The organism is Halorubrum rutilum (assembly GCF_042665015.1).
GTDB lineage: Archaea > Halobacteriota > Halobacteria > Halobacteriales > Haloferacaceae > Halorubrum > Halorubrum rutilum.
Genome location: NZ_JBHTBL010000002.1, coordinates 105,877 through 121,266 on the forward strand (window position 1 = coordinate 105,877; position 15,390 = coordinate 121,266).

Annotated in this window: 17 protein-coding genes; 2 read left to right on the top strand and 15 right to left on the bottom strand. The window is 65.0% G+C overall.

From position 1 onward, the window contains the following. Window positions 1–125 precede the first annotated feature (125 nt). From flaJ to cheY, 9 genes are all read right to left on the bottom strand, one after another. Window positions 126–1,862 carry an archaellar assembly protein FlaJ gene (gene flaJ, locus ACFQMF_RS03335; RefSeq protein ID WP_256407714.1) on the bottom strand — a complete coding sequence of 579 codons (1,737 nt, stop codon included), beginning with the start codon at window positions 1,860–1,862 and terminating at the stop codon, window positions 126–128. Window positions 1,863–1,891: 29 nt separating this feature from the next. Beyond that, the gene (locus tag ACFQMF_RS03340) at window positions 1,892–3,565 is read right to left on the bottom strand and encodes a type II/IV secretion system ATPase subunit (protein ID WP_256407713.1); all 1,674 of its coding nucleotides are present in this window, start codon (window positions 3,563–3,565) and stop codon (window positions 1,892–1,894) included. Window positions 3,566–3,641: 76 nt separating this feature from the next. Beyond that, window positions 3,642–4,394 (bottom strand): archaellum protein ArlH, encoded by a 753-nt coding sequence (arlH, locus tag ACFQMF_RS03345; RefSeq protein WP_256407712.1) that lies wholly within the window; start codon window positions 4,392–4,394, stop codon window positions 3,642–3,644. A gap of 1 nt (window position 4,395) precedes the next feature. Then, the gene (gene arlG, locus ACFQMF_RS03350; RefSeq protein WP_256407711.1) at window positions 4,396–4,890 is read right to left on the bottom strand and encodes an archaellum stator protein ArlG; all 495 of its coding nucleotides are present in this window, start codon (window positions 4,888–4,890) and stop codon (window positions 4,396–4,398) included. Continuing rightward, window positions 4,891–5,364 (bottom strand): archaellum stator protein ArlF, encoded by a 474-nt coding sequence (gene arlF / locus ACFQMF_RS03355; RefSeq protein ID WP_256407710.1) that lies wholly within the window; start codon window positions 5,362–5,364, stop codon window positions 4,891–4,893. After that, a complete protein-coding gene (locus ACFQMF_RS03360; protein WP_256407708.1) occupies window positions 5,354–7,177 on the bottom strand; it encodes a FlaD/FlaE family flagellar protein in 1,824 nt (607 codons plus the stop codon). Before ACFQMF_RS03360 ends, arlF begins: the two co-directional genes overlap by 11 nt. 117 nt (window positions 7,178–7,294) lie before the next feature. Beyond that, window positions 7,295–7,861: a chemotaxis protein CheD gene (locus ACFQMF_RS03365; RefSeq protein ID WP_379791559.1), complete on the bottom strand. Its 567-nt coding sequence runs from the start codon at window positions 7,859–7,861 to the stop codon at window positions 7,295–7,297. Next, window positions 7,858–9,087, bottom strand: a complete 1,230-nt coding sequence (locus tag ACFQMF_RS03370) for a chemotaxis protein CheC (protein ID WP_256407707.1) — start codon at window positions 9,085–9,087, stop codon at window positions 7,858–7,860. The genes ACFQMF_RS03365 and ACFQMF_RS03370 overlap by 4 nt, the downstream gene beginning before the upstream one ends. Next, the gene (gene cheY, locus ACFQMF_RS03375) at window positions 9,087–9,443 is read right to left on the bottom strand and encodes a chemotaxis protein CheY (RefSeq protein ID WP_092566902.1); all 357 of its coding nucleotides are present in this window, start codon (window positions 9,441–9,443) and stop codon (window positions 9,087–9,089) included. The genes ACFQMF_RS03370 and cheY overlap by 1 nt, the downstream gene beginning before the upstream one ends. 265 nt (window positions 9,444–9,708) lie before the next feature. Between cheY and ACFQMF_RS03380 the strand changes: the two genes are divergently transcribed. Further along, a complete protein-coding gene (locus ACFQMF_RS03380; RefSeq protein WP_256407706.1) occupies window positions 9,709–10,176 on the top strand; it encodes a zinc ribbon domain-containing protein in 468 nt (155 codons plus the stop codon). A gap of 720 nt (window positions 10,177–10,896) precedes the next feature. On the opposite strand, the gene ACFQMF_RS03385 is transcribed toward ACFQMF_RS03380, so the two are convergent. The 6 genes from ACFQMF_RS03385 to ACFQMF_RS03410 all read right to left on the bottom strand — a co-directional run bounded on the left by ACFQMF_RS03385 (window position 10,897) and on the right by ACFQMF_RS03410 (window position 14,720). Beyond that, entirely contained in the window at window positions 10,897–11,553 is a 657-nt protein-coding gene (locus ACFQMF_RS03385; protein WP_256407704.1) for a DUF7500 family protein, read from the bottom strand. A 72-nt stretch (window positions 11,554–11,625) separates the two neighbouring features. After that, a complete protein-coding gene (locus ACFQMF_RS03390; protein ID WP_256407703.1) occupies window positions 11,626–12,270 on the bottom strand; it encodes an archaellin/type IV pilin N-terminal domain-containing protein in 645 nt (214 codons plus the stop codon). Then, window positions 12,271–12,843, bottom strand: a complete 573-nt coding sequence (locus ACFQMF_RS03395; protein ID WP_256407702.1) for an archaellin/type IV pilin N-terminal domain-containing protein — start codon at window positions 12,841–12,843, stop codon at window positions 12,271–12,273. Window positions 12,844–12,845: 2 nt separating this feature from the next. Next, window positions 12,846–13,430, bottom strand: a complete 585-nt coding sequence (locus tag ACFQMF_RS03400; protein ID WP_256407701.1) for an archaellin/type IV pilin N-terminal domain-containing protein — start codon at window positions 13,428–13,430, stop codon at window positions 12,846–12,848. 2 nt (window positions 13,431–13,432) lie between these two features. Further along, window positions 13,433–14,011, bottom strand: a complete 579-nt coding sequence (locus ACFQMF_RS03405; protein WP_256407700.1) for an archaellin/type IV pilin N-terminal domain-containing protein — start codon at window positions 14,009–14,011, stop codon at window positions 13,433–13,435. A gap of 370 nt (window positions 14,012–14,381) precedes the next feature. After that, on the bottom strand, window positions 14,382–14,720 hold the full coding sequence (locus ACFQMF_RS03410) for a hypothetical protein (protein WP_256407699.1): 339 nt from the start codon (window positions 14,718–14,720) through the stop codon (window positions 14,382–14,384). A gap of 187 nt (window positions 14,721–14,907) precedes the next feature. Between ACFQMF_RS03410 and ACFQMF_RS03415 the strand changes: the two genes are divergently transcribed. After that, window positions 14,908–15,243: a helix-turn-helix domain-containing protein gene (locus ACFQMF_RS03415; protein ID WP_256407698.1), complete on the top strand. Its 336-nt coding sequence runs from the start codon at window positions 14,908–14,910 to the stop codon at window positions 15,241–15,243. Window positions 15,244–15,390 lie beyond the last annotated feature (147 nt).

Here is a 15,390-nt window from a genome sequence, read left to right on the forward strand (position 1 = left end):
CGGCTGGGGCTTTGGCGGTATCCCCCGGAGAGTCGTCAGTCACGTACAGCCGAGCGGCTGGGACTTTGCGACCGCTCCGGACGCGAGAGCGCTATTCACAAGCGACCGATCGACCGACATATTGCTTAAATCGACAGGATCGCGTTCACCAGCGTCCGGGTCCCGATCGCCGTCACCGCGCCGAGCCACGTCAGCAGGACGAAGTGGATGTACCCGTTCGCGGGGTTCCCGCCGTCGATCCGCCGGATCATCTGCGAGGAGAGGGCGGCGTTGAACAGCACCACGGTGAGCAGCAGGTACTCGATCAGCGGGATGTCGTACGCGCCGGGGTAGACGATCTGCCCGATGTCCATCTGTTGGAGTCCGAAGTCGGCCGTCAGGTCCGCCAGGATCGCGACGATCTCCAGCCCGATGAAGAAAGCGAACGTCGCCGCCGCCGTGATCCCGTACAGCAGCCCGATGAACGTCACCGCCGCCTGCCGCCGCTGCTCGCGCAGCTGGTTCACGGCGTTCATGTTCTTCGAGATCAGCTCGCCGAGCATCTTCGGGTCCCCGCCCATCCGCCGGCCGACGAGGTACATCTCGGAGAACTTCTGGATGAGGTACGACCGCGTGTCGTACGTGAACGCCTCCCAGGCCCCCTCGGTGCTGATCCGCATGTTGAGCCGGCGGTAGAGCCGCTCGATGGCGGGCGAGAGGTCGCCGAAGTTCTTGTCGCGCAGCGTGGTCAACACGTCTGTCGTCGTCGACTGCTTGGCGCTCTCGGTCGCGCCGAGCGCCCGGACGAACGAGGGGAACTCGCCGTCCCGCGCCGTGATCTGCTGTTCCTCTTTCCGGAGGACGATGCCAGGAATGAACAGCGGCGAGACGGGGACCGCGAGGTATAACGGGAGCCGGACGTCGTCGATGAAGAAGAGCAGCCCGGGGAGCCCGGGACCGTAGCCGAACATGCCGGCCGCGGTGATCCCGATGAGCACGAACGAGAGCCCGCCGCCGACCCCCAGCGACGCCCACAGCTTCAGGTCGCCCGGCGCGCGCTCGTCCGGGTGGAACCAGATCGGGTCGTACGGCGAGGTCGCCCGGATCATCGCGTAGAAGCCGAGCTGGACGAAGACGAACAGGACGATGACGGCCGCCACCGTCGCCGTCGGGTTGTTCCCGGTGAGGATCGGGAGGACGATGGCGAAGACGAGGGCAAACGTCATCGAGAGGATCATCGACATGTACAGGTCCTTCATCACCTCCAGGTTCGCCAGCGAGGACTCGTACACCGTCTCGTACTTCGCGAGCATGACGTCCTGCTCGGAGACGAGGAACTCCTCTAACGACTGGCCCGCTCCCATCGTGTAGCCGAGCCGGTCGAAGAAGTCGGCCATCGCGTCGGAGGGGACCTCCTCGGCCCGCCGGCGACACGCGTCGTCGAGGCTCTGGTTCCAGGTGTCGACGAGGTGGACGACGCGGCCGATCTCCTCGGCCGCGGCCCCGTACTCCTCCTCTGTCGCGAGCGTCCGGAACACCTCCATGCGGTCGATGTTCGTCGTCGACAGCACGGTCATATGCGTCATCACGAGGTGGAGCTGGTTGTCGATCTGGTTCTCTAGGCCGGAGAGGTAGATCTTCGGGTAGATGACGGCCGCCACCAAGACGAGCCCGCCGAACATCGGGACCGGGACCCGCGCCGCGAACGGCAGCGGGAGGACGAACAGGCCGACGACGCTCGCGGCGAACACGAGGACCGCCGGGACCAACACGAGCCCGACGTACTTCCGCTTCGAGATGTCGAGCTTGTCGTACGACTCCACGACGGCCGAGGTCAGCTCGGCCGCGGTCGCGAGCCCGTTGCCGACCTCTTTCACCGCCATGTTACCGCGTGTCCCCCGTCATCGTCCGATCACCTGACGTTCCGGTGCATGTCGAAGGGGAGCCCCTCGACGCCGTCGCGCTGGAAAGAGTTGATCGCGTCGTTCACCTCGTGGTAGCCTAAGATCCCCTCCTGGATCATCCGCTCGATGAGCTCCGCGCGGAACTCCAGGTCGTCGTAGATGTCGCGGGTGTCGGCGTACCCGAGCAGCGTCGCGATCTGCTCTTCGAGCACGTAGGAGTTGTTCATCCCCTGGAAGACGATCTCGTCTTCGACGGGGTCCCAGCTGAACACCTCGCGGGTGACGACCCCCTCCATCTCCTTGGAGTACCCCTCGATCTCCTGGACGCTCGTCACCCGCCGGAGCACGTCGTCGCCCTGCTTCACCCGGTTCTGGAACAGCGCCACGTCGGCGTTGTCCATGAACGTCTCCGGGACGTTGATCGGCTCGGACGTGAACCGCTGGATCATCGAGACGATGTCGGACGCGTGGAACGTCAGCATGACGGGGTGGCCGGTCTGGGCGGCCTGGAACGCCATCCGCCCCTCGGCGCCCCGGACCTCGCCCACGATGATGTAGTCGGGCCGCGACCGCAGCGCGGCGGCGACTAGGTCGAACATGTCGACGTCGGAGGAGCCCTCGCCGCCGCCCTCCCGAGTGAGCAGCTGCTGCCAGGTGCTGTGGGGCGGGACCACCTCGGCGGTGTCCTCCGCGGTGTAGATCTTCGAGTCGTCCGGGATGTACGAGAGGATCGCGTTCAGCGTCGTCGTCTTCCCGGACGCGGTCTCCCCGACGACGAACACGGTCTGCTCGTTCTCCAGGCAGAGCCAGAGGTACGCCGCGAGCTGCGGCGAGAGCGTCCCCCAGTTGGTGATCTGGTTGATCGACAGCGGCACTTCCTCGCCCTGCCGGATCGTGAGCGAGGAGCCCTTCAGCGACACGTCGTCGGAGTAGATGATGTTGATACGCGACCCGTCCGGCAGCGTGGAGTCGACGATGGGGTCGGAGTCGGAGAGGGGGTCGCCGATCCGCTCGCCCATGTTGCGGAGCCAGCTGTCGAACTCCTGGGGCGTGCCGAAGTCGACGGTCGTCTCCAACATGCCGAACGTCCCGTGGTCGACGTGACACTCCTTCGGGCCGATAACGTGGATGTCCTCGTTGGCCGGGTCGCGCATCACCGGTTCGAGCGGCCCGAGCCCGACGATGTCGCGGTTGAGCCGGTAGCGGATGTTCTCGTACGTCTCCTCCGTGACGGAGAGCCGGCCGAAGTTCCGGAGCTTCGAGAGTCCCCGGCGCCAGCCGGTCGCCCCCTCGTCGACGTGGGTCACCTCCTCTAACAGCTCCTCGATGAGGTCGTCGTACTCCGTCTCCGAGTCGGGCGCGCTGTGCTGGCCGCTGACCGTGAGTAGCCGGCTCTTGACCTGTTTGAGGATCTCGGCCTGGGGCCCGGACACCTCCGGCTCGATGGCGTAGTACTTCGTGTCCTGCCCGAGGTCGCCGTAGATGTGGCTGTAGATCGGCCCGCCGACGGGGTAGATGACGTTCGGGCGGTTCGACTCGTACTCGGACTTCGGCTCCTCGATGAACTGTGGGAACTCCCCGGTAATCTGTTTGAACTCCCGGAGGTGCTCCCGGAGGTGGGGCCGCCGCATGGCCGCCTTCCGGAGCTCTTCCGATGGTTTCGCGGTGCCGTGTTCGGTCATGATCTACTCCGTGCCTCCCGCCGGACCGGTCGCGTCCCGGCCGCCGGGACGGCGCTGCGTCGGCTCGGCCATCGGCTCAGGCGACGCTCCGGCTCTCGATGACGATCCCGGTGCCCGACCGGACCGAGAACCCGATCGTGTCGCCGACCTGTTCGCCCATCCCCGCGAAGCGCTTCACGTTGATCTGCCGGCGGATGTCGTTGCCGACCTCGATCATCTCCAGTTCGAGGAACACGTCGGCGATCGACCGGAACGGCCCGATCGCGTCGTCGTCGACCGCCGAGGGGTCGACGGTGAGCACGACGACTTTCCCCTGCGAGATGATCTCGCGGAAGAAGGAGATGATCTCCAAGGCGGCCTGCCGCTCCTCGTTCTTCCGGACGAGCGCCTCGAACGTCGGGTCGTTCCGGAAGATGGCGTCGAACGTGTCGAGGAAGATCACGTCGGAGTTCCACATCGCCTCCGCGTCCATCAGCCGCTTGAGCAGCTCCTTGCGCTCGCCGTCGCCGTCGGAGAACGCGCCGCCCGAGTCGAAGTCGGCGTGGAGGAAGAGCAGCTCCTCGTTTAAGAGCGGCTTCACCATGTCGTACTCCAGCGAGTGCATCTGGTCGATGAACCCGCGGACGGTGAGCTCCGTCGACATCAGCGTGACGGACGCCCCCTCCTCGACGAGCCCGTAGGCGAACCGCTGGGAGATGGCGCTCTTCCCGGCCCCGTAGTCGCCCTCCATGAGGACGATGCTCCCGCGGGGGATCCCCCCGCCGAGCTCCTTGTTCAGCCGGTCGCGCTCGCCCAGTCCGATCGAGAGCAGGTTGTCGGCGCGGGGCATCTCAGCTCCCCTCCGTCCGGAACTGGAACAGCTCCTCGTCGCCGTTCACCGTGAGGTACACCCGGTGGTCCGTGCCCGGGTCGAGCGTCCCCCCCGTCCCGTCCACCTGGCTGACGTCGATCGTGAGCCGCAGCACGTCCCCGCGGTCCCACGCCGCGCCGTCGCCGGCAGAGACGAGCTCGCCGTCGGTCGCGTCCGGCGGGACGTAGGCGCCGTCGAAGACGACGTCGAGGCCGGAGCCGTCGGGGTTGAGCCGCTGCGTCCCGGTGTTCTTTATCAACAGCGTCACGTTCTCGCTGCTCTCGTTGTACACCCCGGCGCTCGCGTCGGAGATGACCGTCACGTCGGTCCGGAGCTGTTCGGTCGCGTCGATCCCGGCGTCCTCGACGGCCGCGCTCACCCGGTCGACGCCGGTCGTGACCGTGCCGACGACGCCGGCGGCGATCACGAGGCTCGCGATGAACAGGATGAGGTGCGAGACGGGGACGCTGGCCATCTACGCGCTCACCTCCGCGGCGTCGCGGACGCCGGACTCGACCACGAGGACGACGCGAGTGGGGTCGCTCCCGGTCGCGATCGCGGTGTCGACGGCCGTCGTGTCGACCGTCACCGTCAGCGTCTCGCCGCCGAGCCAGAGCTCGGTGTCGGCGTCGCCGTCGACGGTCGTGTCCGCGTTCGCCCCGCCGACGTCGACGTACTCGTTGCCGACGACGAGCGTCGCGTCGCTCGCGACCAGCCCGACCGAGCCGTCGTTGACGGCGTCGATCGTGAGGGTCTCGGCCCCGCCGTCGTACGTCGCGTTCGTCACGGCGAAGTCGGTGTTCTGCCGCTCCAGCGAGCGCTCCTGGATCCCCTGTTGCGCGTCGGTGACGCGGTCGAAGCCGTTGGCCGCGACGGGGTAGAAGGCGGTGAACGCGAAGAACAGGCCCGCGACGATGATAGCCGTCGACGCGGAGACGCTAACGCCCATCGCCCCACCCTCCGTCGGCCGGGTCGGCGCGGTCGGAACGCGGGTCCGGGTCGTTCATGGGTCGCGTGGAGCCGCTGTTCCGATTGCGTTTCTCAGAGTCGCCGCCCCGGTTCGCCTGCTCTTCGTCGCGTCTCAAACCCCTGTTACGCCCCGACCGCTCGTTTCGCCGTCGCGCGTCGCTGTGGCCGTTTGCCCGGGGCTCTGTGGAGCCGTCGGCGCGACGACCGTTGCGCTCGTCGCGTCGCCGGCCGTCGCGGTCCTCGCGTCGGCTGCGCGGCTGATTGTGGCCGCGGCCACCGACTGGTGGTGGCTCACCGCCGACCAGCGAGCCGCCGGCGAGGTCGTCCCACCGGTCGAGCAGGAGTCCGTGACCACCAACCCCGTTAAGCTGGGTCACGTACCGGAGACTGCGTGTGTGGTGTTCCCGGTTCAGTCGGTTGGTTCCTGGCCGGTCGACGAGGTTGCGGTCGATCGTGCCGAACCCGGAGAGGAAGTCGCGGAGCCGCGCCGCGGCCTCGGGGCCGACCCACTCAATCCGTTCGTAGTAGTTGATCGCACGGACCGCGTCGGTGACGTTGCTCGCGGAGACGAGAAATTCCAGCCACTCCATCACCAGAAGATCGCCGACGTAGTCGCCGGGGAGCTCCGTGAGGTACGGCTTTTCTCGATTCCCCGAGAGGTCATTTTCCCTGACGTACTCGAAGCCGTCGCCGTTCGCCTCGGCCGGGTCGCCGCCGGGGCGCGGGCCGCGCGTGCGGTCCGCCGCCGGCTCCGGTTCGGGCTCAGGCTCATGGCCCTCCGCCCCGGCGTCGGCGTCGTCCGCGGCTCCCCCGCCGAAGTTGTCCGTCCCCTCGTCGAACGACTCGACGCCGTCGTCGAAGGGGTCCGTCTCGTCGCCGAGGTCGTCGTCGAACGAGTCGTCCCCGTCGTCGAACGGGTCCTCGTCCGCGGGAGCCCCGGCGTCGCCGTTGTCCCCCGCCTCGTCGGCCCAGTCGGCTTCCCCGGCGTCGTACTCCTCTTTCAGTTCGCTGAAGCTCTTTCCATCGTCGTTCATATCGTCTCCCTCGTCCGCCGCCGCGGTCTCGGACGTGGCGTCGGCGGCGTCGCCGTCGTCCGTGTGATTGTCGTCCAGTTCCCCGTCCAGCTCGCTGAACTCGTCGTCCCCGTCGTCGAACTCGTCGTCGAGCATCTCGTCGTCGAAGAAGCCGTCGGCGTCGGCGTTCGCGACATCCTCGTCAAGATCGTCGGCGTCGTCTTCCTCGCCCTCATCGTTGAAGAGCCCGAACGACCCCTCGCCCCCGCCGCCGACGCTGTCGAAACCGCTGTCTTCATCGACAAAGGGATTGATCCCGCGGGTGACCATCTCATAGATGTCGAGCAGGTTCCGAACATCCTCCCCGATGTCGTCGATTGCAGTTGAGATCTCCTCGTTTTCCGACCGCACTGTGGACACCGTTGAGGAAAGCGAGGCGACCTCGTTTTCTAAGTCATCGAGCCGGTTTTCGAGCTCGTCGGTGTCGGCGCCGGCAGCAGCGACGCTGCCACCGTCGTCGAAGTCGTCCATCCCGTCGAAGTCGTCGAAGCCGTCCCCCATCCCACCGCCGCTGCCGCCGCCGTCCCCCATTTCACCACCGAAGGGATCACTGTCGCCCATCCCGCCGCCGAACGGATCATCGCCACCCATCCCTCCGGAGTCGTCATCGGAGCCGTCGTCGTCGAGGAAGCGGTCGAGGACGCTCGCACCGACGAGCCCCAGCGTGGCGACTGCCCAGGCGGCCGTTGGAGCTCCCAACACCGGTAGTTCGAGGCCCATTACCGAGTACGACCCGCAGAACACACTTCAATTCACCCCTCAAAATATCAGCAGTGAGAAGAGGGCTCGCTCCCAGGCGGCGGGCGCCCCACTCGCGGCACCGCGACGCCGCCCCGCTCAGAGGGTGCGCTCGAACCCGTCGGCTGCTCGGACGACCAGCCCGCCGTCCCGCCCGAACCGGACGGTGCGTCCGACGTCGTCGCCGACGTCGCTGGCGACGACGGGGACGCCCGCCGAGGCGAGACACCGCTCGGCCCGCTCGACGTTCCGGGGGCCGACGGCGTCGGTGAGATCGAGCATCTCGGCGCCGCCGGCGACGCGCGCCTCCAGCCGGTCGGGCGCCGCCCCGGCCGCGACGAGGTCGTCGACGAGCGCGTCGATGCCGGCGTCGACGTACTTCCCTCGGCGGGCGGCGGCCGTCCGCCCCTCGTCGCTCGTCGGTAACATCGCGTGGAGGAGCCCGCGGACGCCCGCCCGCTCGTCGCCGAGCGCGACCGCGACGCAGGAGCCGAGCCCGCTCGTCGTCAGCGTCTCCCCGTCGGTCGCGACGGCCAGCTCGCCGACGCCGACCTTGATTTGACGCTCGGCGGCGTCGCCCCCTCCGACCCCGCTCGCCTCGCGATACCCGTCGCCGTCGTCGCGGTTCCGCGACCCGCGGCCGCGGGACGACGAAGGGTGGCTCACGTCTCCGAGAGACGGTCGAGTGCCCGCGCCAGTTCGCGCTCGTCCGGGAGCGCGTACACGTCGCACCGCGCCTGGACGCCCTCCGTCTGGATCGCGGCGTCGATCACGAAGCCGTAGTCCTGCCGCCGGCTCAGCTTGGCGACCAGCGGGCTGATCGTCGCCGAGCCGATGTCGTGGACGAACTCCGGCGGCGAGTGGCTGATCGAGGTGCCGAGCACGTTCGCCCAGCCGTCGATGAACCCGCTCGTCATCACGTTGCCGAGCTCGCAGAGCGCGTTCTCCGCCATCCCGCCCAGCGGCTCGTCCGGCTCGCTCGGGAGCATCGACGCCGCGATCGCTGCGGCCGACTCCTCCTCGAACAAAATCGCGAGGTAGCCGCTCGGCTCCCCCTGGAGCTCGAAGACAGTCCCGGCGTGCGGCTCGACGCCGACCTCCGCGGGCACGTCGGCGAGGGGGACGAACCGCAGCCGACTCACGTCGACGGTCGCGTCGAGTCCGGTCATCATCGCGATGTTGTCGGCGGCGTTCGCCGACCCCCGCTTCGCCAGCGACGCGAACGTCGACAGCGACTCGTACGGGACGGCGGTGCTGCCGCCCGCGTCGCCCCCGCCGCCCGCCGCGCCGTCCGCGGCCGCCTCCGCGCCCGCCTCCGCGCCCGCGGTCGCGGCCGGCGCCGTCTTCCCGACGACGAGGTCGCGGAACGGTCCGGAGTCGGGCAGCATGTATATCGAGAAGTCGAGGTCGGTCGTCGTCGCGTCCAGCCGGCTCTCGAAGAGGAAGACCCCGTCGCCGGCGAGCGCCCCGTCCGGGAGGACGGCGGCGCCGTCGGCCTCAAAGTAGCGCGGCGGCGTCATGTCGATCGCCTTCCCGAGGTAGTTCGCCCAGCCGTCGAGGAAGCCGCCGAGCGCGATGTTGCCGACCTCGGTCACCGCGCTGCGCTCCACCGACGCGCCGCCGGGCAGCAGCGAGAGCAGCGCGCCGACGTTGGCGGCGTCGAACGCGAGCACCGCCTCGCCGTCGAGCCCGCCGTCGAGCCCGACGCTCACGCCGATCGACTCGCGGCCCGCGAACGCCTCGGCGAGGTCCTCGCCGCTGGCGACGCTCGCGCCCGTGACCTCCACCGCGAGGTCGGTCCCCGTGAGATCGGCGAGCGCGCCGGCGGCCTGCTCGGCCCCGCGCTCCGCCAGCCGGTTGCACGCGCCGAGCGCCCGGACGTCGACCCGCATTATACCGCCGATCCGATGGCGTCGAGCACGTTCGGCTTCTGGAACGGCTTCGTGATGTACCCCTCCGCGCCGGCCTTGATCGCGGCCTTCATCTTCTCCTCTTGGCCGACGCTGGTACACATGATCACCGTCGCCCCCGGGTTCTCTTCGAGGATCTCCGTCGTCGCCTCGATCCCGTCGCGGATCGGCATGACGATGTCCATCATCACGAGGTCGGGACCGTGCTCCTCGTACATGTTGACCGCCTCCACGCCGTTTTCGGCCTCGCCGACGATCTCGAACTCCCCTTCCAGAATCTCCCGGAGGAGGTTCCGCATGAACTCCGAGTCGTCCGCGATGAGCACGCGCGTTGCCATGGTTGTCTCGAAGGCGGGCCAGCGGTCACTTAACCGCTCCCCCGCGGTTCTCAACGCTGAGAACGGTCCGGTCGCGACACCGAGACGCGAACGGGACACCGCGAGGGCGGCCGACGGCGCCGACGCCCGCTTCAGATTATCGCTTTGGAGAACTCGGGGCGGTCGCCGCGACTCAATTCGGGCCGAATCGCCCGACTGCGGCGGTGTTCGATCGCTGACCGAGCCCCGAAGAGTTAAGCCCGACCGCGGTCCGCTTTCGATGAGGATGAAGACCTGTCCCCGGTGCGAGTCGTCGATCGACGACGAAGCCCGCTACTGCGTCGACTGTGGCGCTCCTCAGACCGAGGCGGCCGCCGAGGAGCTTGACGAGTACGTCCAGCGACAGGCCCAGCAGATCACCGGCGACTCGGGCGCCGGCCGGGACGGGAGCGGATTCGGCGAGAGCGCCGACGCGGCCGACGGCGACGGCTTTCTCTCGACCGAGGAGCTCACCGACAGAGAACAGCTCTGGCGGCGCGGCTGCTACGTCGCCGGGTACGGGACCGTGGTCGTCGCGCTTACGCTCGTCCCGCAGATCGGTGCGTTCCCCCTGTTACTTGGTGGGATCGTGATCCTTCCGCCGGTTCGTCGCCTGACAGCAGGGCCGCTCGGGAGCCCGCTGAAACGTGAGGTGATGGCCGGACTGTACGTGGTGCTCGTTCTAGTCGGCGTGGCGCTGCTCCAGTTCTTATAGCTGACAGAAGACAGGAGTACTGAGCGCTTGTCACTTCTGGAAGTTCCATTCGTCTTAGCTCGCAAACACCCTGCCAGATTCACCTGCCCAACTAGAATGTAGGGCAAATCAGCGTGTCGTTGCGGCCAAATCGACTTGTTTCAATGATTTGTCCCCCCGCAACATCTCCCCGTGAAACCAGTGAAACTCACGGTGAGTAGGGTATTACCGACCACACCGCGTTGTGAGGTGGCTATGCTCGACACCGTTCGTGTGTTTGGCTCTCGAAATCGCCAGCCAGCAGCGCTGTTTCGAATGCCTACGTCCCATTCTCAACTGACGACCAACGAACCCCGATAGGTGTCTGATACGTGGGCTGAGATGAGAGATCGTCGCTACCACCCCCGGTCTGTCCGGGCTGATCGGCAGAATCACGATACTCATGTCAAATTTTGGTACTAACTTTACTGTCTGGACCCACTATCTCTGGTGACCCGTGAGTTAGAGCTGCCGCAAGTACGGGGCAGACGTCGCCTACCCCTCGTTTGTGACATCGCAGCTGTGTCGCTCCGACGGTTGCGTCTCTGTGGCACCCGCATTTGGTCTCCGTTTCACTCCTTATTAGCGGGTATATTGCGGGGGGAAGCTCCTTGAAACACAGCAACTTGGCCACGCTGTCTTAGCCCGATTTACTGCGCGGCGACTGATTTGCCTTCCTGAAAATCCAGTTGTGAGGACTCGCTACTCAATCCGGAATCCGTCTGCCCCCTCTGCAGCACGTACAAGGTCACTGATGCTGTCACTCGCCGTGAGCCCGTGGTTCGTAGCGAACTCCTTGATGACCGTTGGCGGAAGATCTACCGCCGTCTCGCTCGCGACGAGCAAGAGCCCGAGTGCCTCTGGCGTCGGTGAATCCGGACCTGTATTGGACGCGAACCATGTCACAAGTGAGTCGAACGTCGCCGTCACGTCATTCGAGACCATCCGCTGGCGACTGGTGTCGCCGTCGGCGTGGAGCGTTGCGTCAATCCCGTAGCTAAATCCATCGCCATCGAAGGAGTTTGCCAGCCACCGGCTCACCGCCTGCCGGTCGACCTCGGGGAAACCGCGGTCGGCCTGCGGGGGACCGGCGCCACCACTGCCCGTCGCGCTCCTCTGACTGCCCCCTGAATCCGGGGATCGGCGCTCCGCCGGGCTCTCCGGGTCGGCGGACGTGAATCCCTCTTCCCCCGGACGCTGGTCCGGCTGCGCTCGGCGGATGTTGGGGCGCCCGCTCGTCCCGACGACGTACCGGCTCTCCCCGATCTCGACGACGGTCTCGTCGTCGGTGAAGTCGAGCTCGTCGGGGTCGGCCGGCGGGGCGTCCGGGTCGCCCACCGGTGTGTCGCGGTCGCTCATGACACATATGTGAAGACGTAAGAAAATAGGTGTTCCGGGCGGTTCAACCTAAACTGTAGCTGTGCGCTGAGGCTACAGTCGGACACCCTCGCCGGAAACAAGCACGTCGGGCACGCGAACTGTCGCAGTAGTCTGTCCGCCGCTAGGTGACGTGATTGTTATGTCAGCCTCAGCGCCTCCAGTGAGGGGAAAGTCGCTGACTCCGGAACCTGTACCGGCACCGCTACCGGCATTGGTCCCTAAATCAAGTGCTTTGCTCTGGGTACCGCTGAGAATGTATATTCGTGCCGTTTCTCCGGTGCTAGTGAGTTCAGTCTTTTGATTATCAACAATCACCGGATCTAAACTAGAGCTGTCTTGACTAGGATCTGCTGCTGTTATACTGAATGTCTTAGAGTCACCACTCCCAATCCATTCTAGTGTTGCACTCGTAATATCGATTGGGTCTGAGCCTGGCGCAAGACTCACATCAATAGCGATAGCATTAATCTGCGGACCGCTCTCAACCTCACTGACAACCGACTCAACTTTGAGATTATTAGACACCTGTTCGGTGCTTTCTTGACCTGTTGCTTCTGCTTGTGTCTGAAGGAAGCCGGCGGTATTGATCAGGACACCAGCAGCAATCGCTGCCACCAGCACCATCGCGATGAACACGATGAGCGTCCCAATTCCAACCTGTCCGCGCTCCTCTTTATTCAGTAGTGATTCGAACATTTACAGATCCTCCGGGTTGCTGGCCGGGTCACTGACCCGAAGTGTCTCGAACGTCTGTGCGCCGGACGCCGTCGTAAGCGTTATATCGGCTTCTTCTCCGGCTGACAGCGTTCCAGCGTTGTCAAATCCATCAGAACCGTCGAGACTGAGCTCTACTTCGACTCGATCGCTTTGACTTTCGAGAATTCCGTTAGCACCGCCGGATATCTCTCTGAACGCAATGTCGTTGTCGTTGTCGTCGAGTTGGGTCGTGACCACACCGCTGGGTCCGACGTACTGGATCTCTACCTGTGAAAGGTCGACCGGGTCAGATCCTGCCGACTTCTTGATAACCAGATTTACTGTAGTAAGCGGCGGACCACCAGTGCCGGTCGCTGACACGATGTCGACGTTGTTCGTCACCTGTGCAGTGCTTTCTTCGCCCGTTGCCTCTGCTTGCGTTTGGAGGAATCCGGCGGTGTTGATCAGAACACCGGCGGCGATTGCCGCCACCAGCACCATCGCGATGAACACGATGAGGGTCCCGATGCCTACCTGGCCGTGTTCCTCTTCGTTAGTTAGTTTCTCGAACATTGTTACAGTTTAACAGACTGTCCTGACTGTAATGGATCAGGCGCCGTGTACACCTCAAACGTCTGTCCCCCGGACGGAGACGTGATCGTCACTTCGAGCGTCTCCCCAGCCTCAAGTGCTGACGGGCTACCAACAGCCTCGGTAACATCAATCGTATTTGAGTTACCTGCCCCAAGATTAAGCGGGATCGTTTCTCTTTCTGATGAGTCAGTCAAGTCTGTATTCGAAGCAAGACTATTCAAGTTCGTCGTTGCAACACCGTCAGGTCCGACAACTTGTATTGCAACATCCTCACCCAGAGTTATTGGATCGCTGCCTGGAGAAAGGCCGACACGAAGATCGATCTGTTGGATGCCATCTCCATTGATATTACTCTGCGCTGCAGTAGCAGTGTACACCTGAAGGCTATTAGTCACCTGTGCAGTGCTTTCTTCACCCGTTGCCTCTGCTTGCGTCTGGAGGAAGCCGGCGGTGTTGATCAGGACGCCGGCGGCGATCGCCGCCACCAGCACCATCGCGATGAACACGATGAGGGTCCCAATCCCCACTTGCCCGCGTTCCTTCCCGTTAATGATCGTTTTGAACATTGTTATAGGCTGACTGACCGGCTATCCAGCAGGGGGTCGGGTGCTGTGTACACTTCGAACGTTTGTCCGCCGGAGGAGGTTGTGATCGTCACCTCAAGCGTCTCGCCAGCGGCAAGTCCGTCACCAGTCGCAGCTGTTGCATCAACACCACTACCGCTGTCGGTAGCCGTGGACCCAAGCACTAGATTAACCGTCTGCCTGTCAGTTGAGTCTATTAATGTTGTGGAACCGCTTGCCATGCTTGCCGTCGCCACGCCGGCTGGGCCAACAACTTGGATTTCCGCATTTTGGAGATCAAGCCGGTTACTTCCAGGACCGAGACCAACCTGAAGATTGATCTGTGCGATTGCTGTACTATTGATTTCACCTTGTGGCACCGCAGCCGTGTACACCTGAAGATTATCGGTCACCTGTGCGGTGCTTTCTTGACCCGTTGCCTCTGCCTGTGTTTGAAGGAAGCCGGCGGTGTTGATCAGGACGCCGGCAGCGATCGCCGCCACCAGCACCATCGCGATGAACACGATGAGGGTCCCGATCCCCACTTGCCCGCGCTCTTCCTCGTCCAGTCTGGTTTCGAACATTGGTTGTGTTATGTCGGCCCCCGGCCTGCCCGGCGGGCGTTATCGATATGAAGTGAAATTTCCCTATTAAAGACTCCGTGCCGATTATTTGACCTGATAAACGACTGCAGTCATGCGATTATCGTATTAATTTCATAGCGATAATTTCCATAATCATCAACGACATCCCGATCTGGTTATCGAATCCGATATCCGGGATGCGGTAAGCGTGCGCCCGGATCTCGGGCGATCCGCGTTCGACCTCGAACCGGATCGCGCGGGTGCAGTAGCTACTCGATTCCGTCCGTATTCGCGGTGGGACGATGTGAGAAGGGATCCGCGCCGTCGACGCCGCGCGCTCCCGTGCCGCGCTTCGCCGCGCCGCGGGTCGCTACCGGTCTTGAATCCGCGCGAGCTCCGACTCCGGGATCACCAGCTCCCGCGTGCCCGGCTCGTAGACGGCAAGGCTCCCGGCGACGAGCGCCATCGACGCCGCCAGCAGCCCGGTGTTGATCAGTAGCAGCGCCTGCGCGTTCGCGAACGATGTCCGGAAGGCGGCGGCCGGCGTGGCGACGGCCGCGACGACGACGAGCCCGAACCCGACGGCCAGGTACGCCATCGCGGTGCGGCCGGAGGACCGATACGCCGCGACCGCGAACGCCGCGAGCGTCGCGCTCGCGCCCGCCAACACGGTGGTCGTCACGAGATACAACCCCTCGATGAGCTCCATACCCGCCCTGCTCGGAGTCGACACATAAACCCACGGTGGCGGCTATCACCGGCGATAACACCTCGTCTCCCGCTGGCGGCGTCGCGAAGCGGCGCTCGCCGTCCGTCACCCCGTTCCCTTGCGTGCCCACGGCGCTCACGCCCACCGGTATCCTTTTACCCTGTAAAAATCAACAGCGATAACGTGAATGGCGGGGGATGACCTGATCACGGTGCTCGGGAACAAGTACAACACGGACATCCTGACGGCGACCGGCGACGCGATGTCCGCGCAGGACCTGAGCGACGAGCTCGACGTCCCGATCGCGACGTGTTACCGCCGGATCAACGAGCTGGAGGAGGCCGACCTCCTCGAACTCCACGACCGGCCGCTCTCGGACGAGCACCGCCGCGTGAAGGTGTACCGCCGGAAGGTCGACGGCGTCGAGGTCGACTTCCGCGACGGGCTCACGGTGGAGGTCGAGGAGCGCTCCGCGGTGAAGAACCGGCTCGACGACGTGTGGCGCGACCTCTCGTCGAAGTAGTCCCGTTCCGCGACGGTCTCCCTCCCGCCGGTACCCGACCCGTCAGCATAATACAAGATGCGCTCTTCCGTAGGAGATTGTTGATACAGTTCCCTCGAAGGTGGTGGTGATGGGAAATGACTGGTAGACCACTCAGATAGATGATTC

Bases quoted from the DNA above. Each gene is read 5' to 3' on its own strand.
- arlF (WP_256407710.1), bottom strand. From the start codon at position 5,364: ATGGGCGTTAGCGTCTCCGCGTCGACGGCTATCATCGTCGCGGGCCTG.
- arlG (WP_256407711.1), bottom strand. From the start codon at position 4,890: ATGGCCAGCGTCCCCGTCTCGCACCTCATCCTGTTCATCGCGAGCCTC.
- ACFQMF_RS03385 (WP_256407704.1), bottom strand. From the start codon at position 11,553: ATGAGCGACCGCGACACACCGGTGGGCGACCCGGACGCCCCGCCGGCC.
- ACFQMF_RS03400 (WP_256407701.1), bottom strand. From the start codon at position 13,430: ATGTTCAAAACGATCATTAACGGGAAGGAACGCGGGCAAGTGGGGATT.
- ACFQMF_RS03405 (WP_256407700.1), bottom strand. From the start codon at position 14,011: ATGTTCGAAACCAGACTGGACGAGGAAGAGCGCGGGCAAGTGGGGATC.
- arlH (WP_256407712.1), bottom strand. From the start codon at position 4,394: ATGCCCCGCGCCGACAACCTGCTCTCGATCGGACTGGGCGAGCGCGAC.
- cheY (WP_092566902.1), bottom strand. From the start codon at position 9,443: ATGGCAACGCGCGTGCTCATCGCGGACGACTCGGAGTTCATGCGGAAC.
- ACFQMF_RS03390 (WP_256407703.1), bottom strand. From the start codon at position 12,270: ATGTTCGAATCACTACTGAATAAAGAGGAGCGCGGACAGGTTGGAATT.
- ACFQMF_RS03395 (WP_256407702.1), bottom strand. From the start codon at position 12,843: ATGTTCGAGAAACTAACTAACGAAGAGGAACACGGCCAGGTAGGCATC.
- ACFQMF_RS03370 (WP_256407707.1), bottom strand. From the start codon at position 9,087: ATGCGGGTCGACGTCCGGGCGCTCGGCGCGTGCAACCGGCTGGCGGAG.
- ACFQMF_RS03380 (WP_256407706.1), top strand. From the start codon at position 9,709: ATGAAGACCTGTCCCCGGTGCGAGTCGTCGATCGACGACGAAGCCCGC.
- flaJ (WP_256407714.1), bottom strand. From the start codon at position 1,862: ATGGCGGTGAAAGAGGTCGGCAACGGGCTCGCGACCGCGGCCGAGCTG.
- ACFQMF_RS03415 (WP_256407698.1), top strand. From the start codon at position 14,908: ATGGCGGGGGATGACCTGATCACGGTGCTCGGGAACAAGTACAACACG.
- ACFQMF_RS03360 (WP_256407708.1), bottom strand. From the start codon at position 7,177: ATGGGCCTCGAACTACCGGTGTTGGGAGCTCCAACGGCCGCCTGGGCA.
- ACFQMF_RS03340 (WP_256407713.1), bottom strand. From the start codon at position 3,565: ATGACCGAACACGGCACCGCGAAACCATCGGAAGAGCTCCGGAAGGCG.
- ACFQMF_RS03410 (WP_256407699.1), bottom strand. From the start codon at position 14,720: ATGGAGCTCATCGAGGGGTTGTATCTCGTGACGACCACCGTGTTGGCG.